Genomic DNA, 12,403 nt, shown 5'->3' with positions numbered 1-12,403 from the left:
CGCAGCCTGCGGCAGCTCCTACAGGGATTGCATTCCAATGTAGGAGCTGCCGCGGGCTGCGATCTTTTGCTTCTGGGCTCAGGAAGTCCAAGGGGACTTGCGGATGACCTCGACGAAGTTCATCGGCTTGAACCCCGGCTCCTGATCCACCAGTACGTCGGTCTTTACGTTGCCAAACGTGGTCTGCGGACGATGGCGCAAGCCGTCGGCAAACGCGCAGATGATGCATTCCTTGAAACCTTCCCCGCGTGGATGTGCATGCACCACGGCTTCGCGCTGGGTGCTGCTGAACGCCGCGTAGTCCATGCCCAGCACGTCCATTTCCACACCAGCGGTGACCAGTGCCACGGTCGGGCGCAGATGCTTGGGCACGCCCGGCGTGGTGTGCAGGGCAATCGACAGCCAGACTTGTTCGATATCGTCATCGCTCAGCCCGTACGGCTTGAGAAACGCTGCCGCCGCGTTGGCGCCATCCACTTCAAATCGTTCGTCATCACTGCGATAGCCTTCGACCAGCCCGAGGTCGTGGAACATCGCGCCGACGTACAGCAACTCCGGGTTGTACGGCAGTTGCTGGCGCTCGCCGCTCAACGCACCGAACAGAAACACTCGGCGCGAGTGGTGGTAGAGCAGGTCGGATTCGATGTCGCGAATGTACTCGGTGGTGGCCCGGGCCAACGCGCTGTCAGGGATTTTGATACCGGCAATGGTGCTGCTCATCTGAGAGTCCTCGTCGAAAACGCCGTTGTGGCGCCGATGAACAAAGTCTGTTCCCCGAGCCGGTAAACGGACAATCAACGCATGGCTGCGATCCTTGCCAATCGACCTGCAAATCGTGCCAACTCACTGCTTGAGCGCTTATCGCGATCCATTGTGGCGAGGGAGCTTGCTCCCGATCGGCTGCGCAGCAGTCGTAAATCAGACGTTCGCATTTTGACTGACACAATCCGGTTCAATGGTATTGGGGCCGCTTCGCCGCCCAGCGGGAGCAAGCTCCCTCGCCACAAGATCCCCAGGAGGCTTATGAACAAAACCATCGCCATCGTGGTATTCCCCGGCGTGCAGGCGCTGGATGTCAGCGGGCCGATGGATGTGTTCGCCGAGGCCAACCGGTTTCTGCCGCCCGAGGAACACTACCAGCTGGAGGTGATCGGCCTCGAACGCGGACCGATGGCTTGCTCCAATGGTCTGAACCTCAGCGCTCACCGGCAGTTCAGCGAAGCGCACGATGCTTATGACCTGCTGCTGGTGGCCGGTGGTCCACAGCTGCCGTTCATGGATTTTGGCCCTGCGTTCGACACCTGGCTGCGCGGAGCCAGCGCCCGTGCGCGGCGTTTCGGTTCGATCTGCAACGGTGCGTTCATGCTGGCGCGGGCGGGGCTGCTGGAAGGGCGCACCGTGACCACCCACTGGAACGATGCTGAAGCCCTGGCGCAGCTGTGTCCGTCGACCCGGGTCGAGGCCGATCGCCTGTATGTCGAGGACGGTGGGCTCTACACCTCGGCCGGGGTCACGGCGGGGATCGATCTGTCGCTGTACCTGCTGGCCCGCGATCACGGCGCTGAAGTGGCACTGAGCGTGGCCAAGCGGCTGGTGGTGTTCACGCAGCGCTCGGGCGGGCAGTCGCAGTTCAGCCCGTTTCTCACGCCGCATGCGGAGCCGACCTCGGCGGTGGCGATGGTGCAGTTGTATGTGCTGGCCAATCTCACCGGCGATCTGACGATTGCCGATCTGGCGAATGCGGCGAACATGAGCGCGCGTAACTTCTCCCGGGTGTTCGCCCGCGAAGCCCGGGTCACTCCGGCGGAGTTCGTCGAGCGGGCGCGGGTGGATGCGGCGCGGGTGATGCTGGAAAGCACCACGGCACCGCTGAAGACCGTGGCCTATCAGTGCGGGTTTCGTGACGCGCAGCATATGCGCAGTGTGTTCAATCGAAGGTTGGGCGTGACGCCGCAGCAGTTTCGGTTGAATTTTGCGGCGATGCTCTGAGATTTAAGGTGTTGCTGATGGCCCTTTCGCGAGCAGGCTCGCTCCCACAGGGGAATGCTTTCCAAATGTGGGAGCGAGCCTGCTCGCGAAGACGTCAGCCCTGAAAACCAAAAACTATTGCGCAGCCCGCGCCGGCAACAGCTTCAACGTACTGCGGGTATTGGCCGTCACTTCTTCCTCGCTGAAGTGCGCCTGCACATACATGCCCTCGACGTACTCTTCGGCCTGATCGTCATAGTGGCTGTCGAACGGCACGCCGCTCTGGCCGACCGGGTTGATGGTCAGGCTGTGCGCGGGGTCGGCGAAGTCCACCAGGCGCCGCGTTGAAGGCCCGTAAGTCACCGGCCATGGCGCCGGGCCGAGTTTGGCCGAGAGATTGTTCGGCACTTCATGACTGCCGGGCGCGGCGAATGGCCCGACATTGACGATGCGGTCCAGCGGCTTCTGCTGCCCCAATGGGTGGCCGTGGGCCAGGGTGTGCGCGGTGCCCCATTGCCAATCGGACGGATTGTCGCCGAGGGTCTGTTTCAGATGCGCCATGCTCGCCTGCCACGCCACCTTCACGATGTCGGCGCGGGTCTCCTTGGCCGGCGTGTTGCGGTTGTCCCACCACGGCGAATCCGCGTTCGCCGCCAGGCGCGGCAGGGCGGCATCGATGACCCGGGTCGACAGCAGCGTTTCGAAGAAATCGTTACCCAGTTCATCGCGCATCGCCGCATCGGCCAAGTCGTAGAGGAACTGGTTGAAGACCGTCGCGTTGACCGAATCCAGCGGATAGTCGCCTGGCCACTGCGCCAGTTGCTCGACCAGTTTCAACTGCGCCGGATCGCTCACCACTTCGCGCAACACCGGCAGCAACGGCGCCAGGGTGCGCGGGCCGTAAGCGGTGGTGGTGCCCAGTTGCAACTTCTGGTTGGCCTCGTTGCTCCACTTCACGTTCTTGTCGCTGAGCTGGCGGTTGAGCTGTTGCCCGCGATCGGCCAGGTTGTAGTAACCGGGGATCTCCATTGCGGTCGGCGACAGGGGCTGGAAGTTGGCCGAGACGATGTAGCCGCGCGGCGGGTTTTCTTCCTGTGGGTTGGCGCTGAACGGGTAGTAGCCGTCCTTGTCCGCCTGATTGCTGCTGCCGTCGAGAATGAACTCCGGCTTCACCCCGGCCGGGCGCTTGGGCAACAGCGCCGAGGCCCACCAGGCGATGTCGCCCTTGGCGTTGGCGTAGACGATGTTCAGTCCCGGCGCCTGCACCTTGGCTGCCGCCGCGCGGGCCTTGGTCAGGGTGTCGGCGCGGTTGAGCTGGTAGAAACCTTCGAGGATCGGATTCGGCGTTTCGAGGAACGCCCACCACATGGCGATCGGGGTCTTGCCGGCAGCGCTGCCGAGGGCGTCGTTGACGATCGGGCCATGGGGCGACTGGCGCAGGGTCAGCGTCACCGGTGCCTGTCCCTTCACCGCAATCTGCTGCTCGCTGCTGACCAGATCGGTCCACTGGCCGTGGTACCAGACCTGATTCGGGTTGTCCGGGTTGACCTTCTCGGCGATCAGATCCAGATCATCGTTCTGGAACATGGTCAGGCTCCAGCCGAAATCCAGGTTGTGGCCGAGGAACGCGAACGGCACCAGCGCCTGATGGTGGCCGTAGAGCTCAAAGCCCGGCGCCGACAGTTGCGCCTCGTACCACACCGACGGCACCGAGAAGCGAATGTGCGGGTCGCCGGCCAGCAGCGGTTTGCCGCTCTGGCTGCGGCTGCCGGCAATCACCCAGGCGTTGCTGCCTTCGAATTGCGGCAGGCCGTTTTCGATCAGTGCCTGTTCGCTGAGGCGGGCGAGGGCGTTGAGGTCTTTCCAGTCGCCGGCAGCCAAGGCCGGGGTCGGATGAGGGCGACCTTTGGCGAGCACGCCCTTGGGCTGCCAGTCGAGGTCGAAGACGTTGAGGTAGTCGGCGCCGAGTTGATCGCGCACGTAGGTCAACAGCGGTTCGGTGCGAAACGCCGCCGCAAAGCTGTAGGCCATGTAACCGGCGACGCTGATGCTGTCTTCGGCCGTGAACGGCCGCTTGGGGATGCCCAGCACGTCGAACTCGACTGGCGCGGCGTGGCTGTCCTGATATTGGTTGATGCCGTCCAGATAGGCTTGCAGGGCCTTCCACGCCGGGGACTGCTTATCGAGGCTGGCGACATAACTGGCGGCGCGTTCGCGGATGCGCAGGCTGCGGAACAGTTTGTCGGTGTCGAGCAGCTTCGGCCCGAGCACTTCGGCCAGCTCGCCGCGCGCCAGGCGGCGCATGGCTTCCATCTGGAACAGGCGGTCCTGGGCATGCACGTAGCCGAGGGCGCGATACAGATCGGTTTCGTTTTCGGCGCGGATGTGCGGCACGCCACGCTCGTCGTAACGCACGGTCACCGAACCTTGCAGGTTGCGCAGCTCCACCTGACCCTGACGCGTCGGCTGCTTGCTATAGACGTACCCGCCGACACCGGCGAGCAGGACAACGATGAGCAAGGCAAGAACGGTGAAAACGCGTTTCATGGTGACTCCTTGTACATGCGGGATTGCCGCCCGTCGGGCTGCAAACAATTAGCACAGACCTTCCGTGCCGTGCATCGCTGTCCTTGAAAAGTCCGGAATGCCTTACTGCACCACCACCGGCCACGGGCAATAACAACCGACTGCCAGGGTATGCGTGGCGTTGACCGGGCGATCAGCCATCAGCGCGTTGAGGATTGGTTCGATAAAGCTGTTGCTGGAGTTGCAGGTCAGGCCTTCGCTGTACGGGCCGAAGTACGCCAGTTTGCCGCTGCGGTCCCAGATCGCCACGGCGGGGCTGGCCGGGACCTGTTCGGAACCCGGCAGCACCGCGATGGTTTTCAGGTTGCTCAGGGTGGCCGGCAACTGGCCGTGGCTGCCAGCCTTCTGCACGGCGAAGAATTCCACGCCGCGCGGGCCGAACTGTTCGACCATTTCCGTCAGGTGCTGTTGATTGCCAACGTTGCACGGGCAGGCCGGGTCCCAGAAGTGCACGAGGCGGACTTTGCCGGGACCTGCCAACTCATCGGGCAGGCGCAGTGAATCACCGGAAAACACCGCCGTGTGCTGACTGAATGCGCGCAGATAGCGCCCTTGAAACCAGTCGTACGCCGCCCACAGCACCCCGGCACACACAAGCGCGAGCAGGCTGGCAAACAGTGCGGTGCGGTAGGGCGAGCGCATGGTTTTTCGATCCTCGAAGGTGGGCTAGCTTGCCATGCTTGCCGCAACAGATGAATATCGCAGGCCGATAAAGTCTGTTTACCGCTTTGGAATACCCGCATGCCTGACACTTTCGATGCCGATCATTTACGCGCCAGCCTCAAGCCTTTGGCCCAGTGGCAGCCGTTGTCGGACGAGGCCAAGGCGTATCAGCGGTTCTATAAAACCGACTTCTGCGAGCGTGATGTCTGGCGTGGCATGGGCCGGTTCGACGTCGATGGCTATGAACTGGTCAGCCATTGCTGGTGGCCGGAGAAGGTCAAGGGCACGCTGTTTCTGCTGCACGGTTTTTACGACCACACAGGGCTCTATCGGCATGTGATCGAGTGGGCGCTGGATCAGGATTTCGCCGTGATCGCCTGCGACCTGCCGGGGCATGGCCTGTCGAGCGGGCCGCGAGCGAGCATTCGCGATTTCTCCGAATATCAGGACACATTGCAGGCGTTGTTCGCCGAAGCCAATTCGATTGCGTTGCCCCAGCCGTGGCACCTGTGCGGACAAAGCACTGGCGGTGCGATTGTCGTCGACCACGTACTCAACCATGGCGAGAACAGCCCGGCGCAGGGGCAGTTGATCCTGTTGGCGCCGCTGGTGCGTCCGCGCGCCTGGGGCTGGTCGCAGCTCAGTTACTACCTGCTCAGGCCTTTCGTCCGCGGCGTCACCCGGCGCTTCAGCGAGAACTCCAACGACCCGGCCTTCCTGCCGTTCCTGCAGGCCGATCCGTTGCAGCCCAAACGCTTGCCGACAGCGTGGGTTGGCGCACTGTCGCGCTGGATCATCCGTGTCGAACATGCGAAAAAAAGTCCGCGGCGGCCGCTGATCATTCAGGGGCAGGCGGACATGACTGTGGACTGGCAGCACAACTTGCAGGTGATGAAATGGAAGTTCGATCGGCCGCAGATTCTGCTGCTGCCGGAGGCGCGGCATCATCTGGCGAATGAGACGCTGGAGATGCGCGAGGAGTATTTCGAGTTTCTGAACAAGCGGATCAGGGGGCGGAATCTCTAGTGCCTTTGAGGGCCTCTTCGCGAGCAGGCTCGCTCCCACAGGGGGAATGCACTCCAAAATGTGGGAGCGAGCCTGCTCGCGAAGGCGGCCGGTCAGGCGATAAAGATCACTGGCCCAGGTTCGAAGTGCTTTGCCCCACCGCCAACCCCGCCCGAATCGCCGCCAGCGCCGCTTGATAATAAGCCTTGCCCTCGCTGGATTCGGCAAAGGTCGCGAACTGCTCCAGTTCGTCATCCGACAGATCGCGATAAACGTAGAGCAGCGTGTTGTTCAGGTCGGCGCCGATCTGATCCATCAGGCGCTGGCGCTGACCGTTCAACATGCCTTGCGCCTGACCGCCGCCAAGCAGGCCGGGAATCATCGAACTCAAACTGTCCGCCGCCACCCCGGCGATCGCCAGGCTGACTTCGGCGCCGGCCTCGCGTGCCGGCAGCGCTTGGGCCAAATGGCCGATGATCAGCAGGCGGCTATCGCTGGCCTGCATCTTCGGCAGGCCCTTGGCGTTTTTCGCCAACTGATCGCGACGGGTCGCGAGCAATTCAGCGGCGACGATTTTCTTGCCCAGCGGCGATTGAAAAAAGGTCAGCGCCGGTTGGGGATCGGCGAGGTGCTGGCGCAGTTGCGCTTCGGCACGCTGGTCCATGGCCTGAGGGGCAAAGCGCTGGTTGCTGTTGTTGACCAGGGCTTGAAACACCGCAGGCGGCAGGTTGTTCTGGTAGCGCTGCTGCGCGGCACTCAGGGCATCATTGAAATGCGCACGTTGATCTGGCCAGCCGGCGATTTTGTACAGCTGATCGTGGCCGTCCGCCCAGGCGGGCAAAACGCAGAACATCAACAGTGAAAAAAGCAAACGGCGCATAGGGACTCCTGTCAGCAGCGGACTATTCTCCGTGCGGTGCCGGTACTTGTCGAGAATTCGTAGCAAGCCGCTGCGTGGCTCTGTCGGATTTCTTGCCGCCGGCATACTATGCGCGCCATGCAAATATCCTCCGAACACCCGCTGCTGTTACGCATCGTCGACGACCTGGCCGAACACGGCTGGTCGCAGCAGAACATTTTCCTGCCCGCGGGTTTGACCCGTGAGCTGGCGGCCGAGTGCCGCAAACGTGAGGCCGAGGGCGAACTGGCGCCGGCGGCGGTGGGGCGTGGGCCGTTTTCGGAGATTCGCGAGGGGATTCGTGGCGACCACATCCAGTGGATTGACCCGGGCCAGGCCGAGTCTAGCGACCGTTATCTGAACCTGATGGACAGCCTGCGCGAGGCGCTCAATCGCGGGTTGTTCCTGGGGCTTGAAGATTTCGAGTGCCATTTCGCCCTGTATCCGCCGGGTGCGTTTTACCGCAAGCATGTCGACCGTTTTCGCGATGACGACCGGCGCATGGTCTCGGCGGTGGTCTATCTCAATGACGCGTGGCTGCCGGAAGACGGCGGTCAGTTGCGCATGTATCTGGGCGAAGACCGGGTGCATGACGTGCAACCCACTGGCGGCTGTCTGGTGGTGTTCCTCTCTGGCGAGGTGCCGCACGAAGTGCTGCCGGCTCACCGCGAGCGCCTGTCGCTGACCGGTTGGTTCCGCCGCCGTGGCAACGAGCCGTTCTGACATGCAGAAGATTCTGGTCAGCCGCTGCCTGTTGGGCCACCGCGTGCGTTACGACGGCGGGGCCAGCGGGCCGTTCGATCTGCTTGAACAGTGGCTCGCCGAAGGGCGCGTGGTGCCGCTGTGTCCGGAAGTCGCCGGGGGGTTGCCGACGCCACGGGCGGCGGCGGAGATTCCCGGAGGGCAGGGAAGTGAAGTGCTCGATGGCATCGCGGCGGTGATGACCACCGAAGGCGAGGATGTCAGCGCGCAGTTTCTCGATGGCGCGCGACAGGCGCTGGCGTTGGTGCAGAAACACGGCATCCGTGTGGCGGTGCTCAAGGCCAACAGTCCTTCTTGCGGGAATTTGCTGACCTATGACGGGACGTTCAGCGGTGTCAAAGTTTCCGGCGAAGGCGTGACAGCTGCGCTGCTCAAACGGCACGGGGTGCAGGTGTTCAGTGAGCTTGAATTGTCCGAGGCCGCAATCGCCCTGAGCCAACTCGACTGAAAGCCCACCGTAGACCTCCTACAGGGTTTGTGTGTTCATTTGGGCTCGGTGAACCACTTCTCGGACAACGCCGCCAATCGCCCATCCGCCTTGATCCGCTGCATCGCACCTGCAAGGCTGGCCTGAAACGCCGGGTTGCCCTTCTGAAACGGAATCGCCAACTCCACCGGGGTCGCCTTCGGCTTTTCCTCGGTCAGTGCCTGTACCAGCACCATCGGCCGTGGCTGCTCATCCTTCTTCGCCCATAGCTGCGAGTCGACCTTGCCGTAAGACTCGCTGAAATCGAAACGATCCTTGAGTTCAGGTGTCATTGCTATGTGATTGAGCGCAACGTCGTACTTGCCGCTTTCAACGCCCTGGAGCAGGTCGGCTTCGTCAGTGACGATGAAGTCGGCGCGCACATCCAGCTCGTTGGCCAGCAGTTGCCCCAGCTCGACCTCGAACCCCGTGAGCGTGTCGCCGTCCTTGAAATTGAAGGGCGGTGTATTAGCCTCAAGGGCTATGCGCAACTCGCCACGGTCGTTGACGTCATCAATCAGTTCGGCGTGAGCCAGAGGGCTCAGAAGGGGTAGCAGGCAGATCAGGCCAGGCAGAAAACGCATGGTCACTCCTTTGAAATCATTATCGCGATGCTCTGATTCAGGCTCGCTTTGCTATGGTTGTCGAGTGCCTTCGACAACGAATGGTCATGAAGTTGTCATGACCGTGCGGATTTTACGGAAAAACTGGAGAAGAGAATGAAAACGTTTATGTCACGAGCAGCCTTGGCTGGCCTGTTGATGGGTGTTTCAGTGCTGGCCAGTGCAGCGACCCCGGCCCCGAAAGGCGCTGAAGTGTTCATCGTTTCTCCCGAGGACGGAGCCACGGTGTCTCAGGAGTTCAAGGTCAAGTTCGGCGTCAAGGACATCGCGCTGGCCCCGGCCGGTGATGTCACCAAAAACACCGGTCACCACCACCTGCTGATCGACGTCGACAAGCTGCCGGCGGCGGGCGCACCGATTCCGAATGACGCGAACCACATGCACTTCGGCAAGGCGCAGACCGAGGCCACGATCAAACTGGCACCGGGCAAGCACACCCTGCAGCTGGAACTGGGCGACAGCGGCCACATGCCGTTCGAGCCGCCGATCGTCTCGAAGAAAATCACCGTCAACGTCGAATGATTGTTCGTCGTGCATGAAAAAGGGAGCCCGAAGGCTCCCTTTTTTTGTCGCTCAGCGTTCGATCAGAACAGCACGCGGCTACGGATGGTGCCGTTGACGTGTTGCAGCTTCTCTTGTGCCAGCTCCGAGTACTCGGCGTCGACGTCGATCACCACGTAGCCAACCTTCTCGTTGGTCTGCAGGAACTGACCGGAGATGTTGATGCCGTTTTCGGCGAAGACCTTGTTGATCTCGCTCATCACACCCGGGATGTTCTCGTGGATGTGCAGCAGGCGGTGCTTGCCAGGGTGAGCCGGCAGGGCCACTTCCGGGAAGTTCACCGACGAAACGGACGTGCCGTTGTCGCTGTACTTGACCAGTTTTTCCGCCACTTCCAGACCGATGTTGGCTTGCGCTTCGGCGGTCGAACCACCGATGTGCGGGGTCAGGATCACGTTGTCCAGGCCACGCAGCGGGCTTTCGAACTCTTCCTCGTTGGAGCGTGGCTCCACCGGGAATACGTCGATGGCTGCGCCGATCAGGTGCTTGTCCTTGATCGCGTCCGCCAGGGCGTCCAGCTCGACCACGGTGCCGCGCGCGGCGTTGATCAGGATGCCGCCCTTCTTGATGGCGCGGATTTCCTTCTCGCCGATCATCCACTGGGTCGCAGCGGTTTCCGGAACGTGCAGGGTGACGATGTCGGACATGCCCAGCAGCTCGTGCAGGTTGCCGACCTGAGTGGCGTTGCCCAGCGGCAGCTTGGTCACGGTGTCATAGAAGAACACCTGCATGCCCAGGCCTTCAGCCAGAACCGACAGCTGCGTACCGATCGAGCCGTAGCCGACGATGCCCAGTTTCTTGCCACGGATCTCGAAGGAGTTGGCTGCGGATTTGATCCAGCCGCCACGGTGGCAGGAAGCGTTTTTCTCAGGGATGCCGCGCAGCAGCAGGATGGCTTCGGCCAGCACCAGTTCCGCTACGGAACGGGTGTTGGAGTACGGCGCGTTGAACACGGCGATACCGCGCTCGCGGGCAGCACTCAGGTCAACCTGGTTGGTGCCGATGCAGAAACAGCCGACCGCCACCAGCTTCTTCGCGTGATCGAAGATCTCTTCGGTCAGTTGGGTGCGCGAACGAATGCCGATGAAGTGAGCGTCAGCGATCTTTTCCTTGAGCTCGGCTTCCGGCAAGGAGCCTGTCAGGTATTCGATGCTGGTGTAGCCCGCCGCCTTGAGGACGTCGACAGCCGATTGGTGGACGCCTTCGAGAAGAAGGAACTTGATCTTGCTCTTATCGAGAGAAGTCTTGCTCATCTGCGTAAACCTGTATCCCGGAGAAAAATGGCAGGGAGGGGAGCAGCCTGGAGCTGACCCGCACGGCAAGAAAGCCGTCACCGCAGAACTGGCCTTGGGCACTGGCCTGCGGGGTCGGTATGCTAGCATAGCCACCCCGCGAAACACTCATTCCTGCGACGTGAAGCGTCTTCAGGATGACCATGAATTGTTCGAGAGTTCTGTCGATGACCAATCCTGCCCTGATTGATGAACTGAAGACCCTGGTCGAGCCTGGCAAGGTCCTGACCGACGCCGACTCCCTGAATACGTACGGCAAGGATTGGACCAAGCACTTCGCCCCCGCGCCGAGCGCCATCGTGTTTCCCAAGACCATCGAGCAGGTGCAGGCTGTTGTCCGCTGGGCCAATGTCCACAAAGTGGCGCTGGTGCCGTCGGGCGGACGCACCGGGCTTTCCGCCGCCGCCGTGGCCGCGAATGGCGAGGTGGTGGTGTCGTTCGACTACATGAACCAGATTCTCGACGTGAACCTCACCGACCGTACCGCCGTGTGTCAGCCGGGCGTGGTCACTGAGCACTTGCAGAATGTCGCCGAAGAAAACGGCCTGTATTACCCGGTGGACTTCGCTTCGGCCGGTTCCAGTCAGATTGGCGGCAATATCGGCACCAATGCCGGCGGGATCAAGGTGATTCGCTACGGCATGACCCGCAACTGGGTCGCCGGCCTGAAAGTGGTAACCGGCAAGGGCGAGGTGCTGGAGCTGAACAAGGACCTGATCAAGAACGCCACTGGTTACGACCTGCGCCAGCTGTTCATCGGCGCCGAAGGCACCCTCGGCTTTGTGGTCGAGGCGACCATGCGCCTGGATCGCGCGCCGAAAAACCTCACCGCCATGGTCCTCGGCACCGCCGACTTCGACTCGATCATGCCGGTGCTGCACGCATTTCAAGGCAAGCTCGACCTGACCGCGTTCGAATTCTTCTCCGACAAGGCTCTGGCCAAAGTGCTGGGCCGTGGCGATGTGTCGGCGCCGTTCGAGACCGAGTGCCCGTTCTACGCGTTGCTGGAATTCGAAGCCTCCAGCGAAGAAGTGGCCAACACCGCGCTGGAAACTTTCGAGCACTGCGTCGAGCAGGGCTGGGTACTGGACGGCGTGATGAGCCAGAGCGAAACCCAGTTGCAGAACCTGTGGAAGCTGCGCGAATACATCTCCGAAACCATCTCGCACTGGACGCCGTACAAGAACGACATCTCGGTCACCGTGTCGAAAGTGCCGGCCTTCCTGCAGGAAATCGATGCGATCGTCGGCGAACACTATCCGGATTTCGAAATTGTCTGGTTCGGCCACATTGGCGACGGCAACCTGCACCTGAACATCCTCAAGCCGGATAACCTGAGCAAGGACGAGTTCTTCGCCAAGTGCGCGACCGTCAACAAGTGGGTGTTCGAAACCGTCGAGAAGTACAACGGCTCGATTTCCGCTGAACACGGTGTGGGTATGACCAAGCGCGACTACTTGACGTACAGCCGTTCGCCGGTCGAAATCGAGTACATGAAAGCGGTCAAGGCGGTGTTCGATCCGAACGGCATCATGAACCCGGGCAAGATCTTCGCGGTTTGATTGGCAATCCCTTGAAT

Annotated in this window: 12 protein-coding genes; 6 read left to right on the top strand and 6 right to left on the bottom strand. The window is 61.8% G+C overall.

Annotated features, from left to right (window positions below; translation table 11 throughout):
- Positions 1–78 precede the first annotated feature (78 nt).
- The gene (locus HBN98_RS11010) at positions 79–720 is read right to left on the bottom strand and encodes an HD domain-containing protein (protein WP_083367622.1); all 642 of its coding nucleotides are present in this window, start codon (positions 718–720) and stop codon (positions 79–81) included.
- A 303-nt stretch (positions 721–1,023) separates the two neighbouring features.
- Here HBN98_RS11010 and HBN98_RS11005 point away from each other — a divergent pair, with 303 nt between their 5' ends.
- Positions 1,024–1,989 (top strand): GlxA family transcriptional regulator, encoded by a 966-nt coding sequence (locus tag HBN98_RS11005; protein ID WP_083367623.1) that lies wholly within the window; start codon positions 1,024–1,026, stop codon positions 1,987–1,989.
- A gap of 114 nt (positions 1,990–2,103) precedes the next feature.
- On the opposite strand, the gene HBN98_RS11000 is transcribed toward HBN98_RS11005, so the two are convergent.
- Together HBN98_RS11000 and HBN98_RS10995 are read right to left on the bottom strand one after the other, a co-directional pair.
- On the bottom strand, positions 2,104–4,515 hold the full coding sequence (locus tag HBN98_RS11000) for a penicillin acylase family protein (protein ID WP_083367624.1): 2,412 nt from the start codon (positions 4,513–4,515) through the stop codon (positions 2,104–2,106).
- Between the two features lie 102 nt (positions 4,516–4,617).
- Positions 4,618–5,196 carry a DUF6436 domain-containing protein gene (locus tag HBN98_RS10995; protein WP_064589705.1) on the bottom strand — a complete coding sequence of 193 codons (579 nt, stop codon included), beginning with the start codon at positions 5,194–5,196 and terminating at the stop codon, positions 4,618–4,620.
- Between the two features lie 99 nt (positions 5,197–5,295).
- Here HBN98_RS10995 and bipL point away from each other — a divergent pair, with 99 nt between their 5' ends.
- The gene (gene bipL, locus HBN98_RS10990; RefSeq protein ID WP_064589704.1) at positions 5,296–6,243 is read left to right on the top strand and encodes a phospholipase BipL; all 948 of its coding nucleotides are present in this window, start codon (positions 5,296–5,298) and stop codon (positions 6,241–6,243) included.
- A gap of 106 nt (positions 6,244–6,349) precedes the next feature.
- Here the strand turns inward: bipL and HBN98_RS10985 are convergent, their stop codons facing one another.
- Complete coding sequence (locus HBN98_RS10985; RefSeq protein WP_064589703.1) at positions 6,350–7,102, bottom strand: DUF2059 domain-containing protein; 753 nt, start codon at positions 7,100–7,102, stop codon at positions 6,350–6,352.
- Between the two features lie 108 nt (positions 7,103–7,210).
- Here HBN98_RS10985 and HBN98_RS10980 point away from each other — a divergent pair, with 108 nt between their 5' ends.
- Complete coding sequence (locus HBN98_RS10980) at positions 7,211–7,843, top strand: 2OG-Fe(II) oxygenase (RefSeq protein ID WP_064589702.1); 633 nt, start codon at positions 7,211–7,213, stop codon at positions 7,841–7,843.
- A gap of 1 nt (position 7,844) precedes the next feature.
- Complete coding sequence (locus HBN98_RS10975; RefSeq protein WP_083367625.1) at positions 7,845–8,330, top strand: 2-thiouracil desulfurase family protein; 486 nt, start codon at positions 7,845–7,847, stop codon at positions 8,328–8,330.
- A gap of 35 nt (positions 8,331–8,365) precedes the next feature.
- On the opposite strand, the gene HBN98_RS10970 is transcribed toward HBN98_RS10975, so the two are convergent.
- Positions 8,366–8,932, bottom strand: a complete 567-nt coding sequence (locus HBN98_RS10970) for a transporter substrate-binding domain-containing protein (RefSeq protein ID WP_083367626.1) — start codon at positions 8,930–8,932, stop codon at positions 8,366–8,368.
- 135 nt (positions 8,933–9,067) lie between these two features.
- On the opposite strand from HBN98_RS10970, the gene HBN98_RS10965 reads away from it, so the two are divergent.
- Positions 9,068–9,493, top strand: a complete 426-nt coding sequence (locus HBN98_RS10965) for a DUF4399 domain-containing protein (RefSeq protein WP_064589699.1) — start codon at positions 9,068–9,070, stop codon at positions 9,491–9,493.
- Between the two features lie 62 nt (positions 9,494–9,555).
- Here HBN98_RS10965 and serA read toward each other — a convergent pair whose 3' ends face one another.
- Positions 9,556–10,785 carry a phosphoglycerate dehydrogenase gene (gene serA, locus HBN98_RS10960; protein WP_083367627.1) on the bottom strand — a complete coding sequence of 410 codons (1,230 nt, stop codon included), beginning with the start codon at positions 10,783–10,785 and terminating at the stop codon, positions 9,556–9,558.
- A gap of 206 nt (positions 10,786–10,991) precedes the next feature.
- Here serA and HBN98_RS10955 point away from each other — a divergent pair, with 206 nt between their 5' ends.
- On the top strand, positions 10,992–12,386 hold the full coding sequence (locus tag HBN98_RS10955; RefSeq protein WP_083367628.1) for an FAD-binding oxidoreductase: 1,395 nt from the start codon (positions 10,992–10,994) through the stop codon (positions 12,384–12,386).
- The last annotated feature ends 17 nt before the right edge of the window (positions 12,387–12,403 follow it).

Origin of the sequence: Pseudomonas koreensis (assembly GCF_012986595.1) — a bacterium.
In the GTDB taxonomy this organism is placed as follows: Bacteria; Pseudomonadota; Gammaproteobacteria; order Pseudomonadales; family Pseudomonadaceae; genus Aquipseudomonas; species Aquipseudomonas koreensis.
This window is presented reverse-complemented; position numbering and strand designations above follow the sequence as displayed.

Bases quoted from the DNA above. Each gene is read 5' to 3' on its own strand.
- HBN98_RS11010 (WP_083367622.1), bottom strand. From the start codon at position 720: ATGAGCAGCACCATTGCCGGTATCAAAATCCCTGACAGCGCGTTGGCC.
- HBN98_RS11005 (WP_083367623.1), top strand. From the start codon at position 1,024: ATGAACAAAACCATCGCCATCGTGGTATTCCCCGGCGTGCAGGCGCTG.
- HBN98_RS11000 (WP_083367624.1), bottom strand. From the start codon at position 4,515: ATGAAACGCGTTTTCACCGTTCTTGCCTTGCTCATCGTTGTCCTGCTC.
- HBN98_RS10995 (WP_064589705.1), bottom strand. From the start codon at position 5,196: ATGCGCTCGCCCTACCGCACCGCACTGTTTGCCAGCCTGCTCGCGCTT.
- bipL (WP_064589704.1), top strand. From the start codon at position 5,296: ATGCCTGACACTTTCGATGCCGATCATTTACGCGCCAGCCTCAAGCCT.
- HBN98_RS10985 (WP_064589703.1), bottom strand. From the start codon at position 7,102: ATGCGCCGTTTGCTTTTTTCACTGTTGATGTTCTGCGTTTTGCCCGCC.
- HBN98_RS10980 (WP_064589702.1), top strand. From the start codon at position 7,211: ATGCGCGCCATGCAAATATCCTCCGAACACCCGCTGCTGTTACGCATC.
- HBN98_RS10975 (WP_083367625.1), top strand. From the start codon at position 7,845: ATGCAGAAGATTCTGGTCAGCCGCTGCCTGTTGGGCCACCGCGTGCGT.
- HBN98_RS10970 (WP_083367626.1), bottom strand. From the start codon at position 8,932: ATGCGTTTTCTGCCTGGCCTGATCTGCCTGCTACCCCTTCTGAGCCCT.
- HBN98_RS10965 (WP_064589699.1), top strand. From the start codon at position 9,068: ATGAAAACGTTTATGTCACGAGCAGCCTTGGCTGGCCTGTTGATGGGT.
- serA (WP_083367627.1), bottom strand. From the start codon at position 10,785: ATGAGCAAGACTTCTCTCGATAAGAGCAAGATCAAGTTCCTTCTTCTC.
- HBN98_RS10955 (WP_083367628.1), top strand. From the start codon at position 10,992: ATGACCAATCCTGCCCTGATTGATGAACTGAAGACCCTGGTCGAGCCT.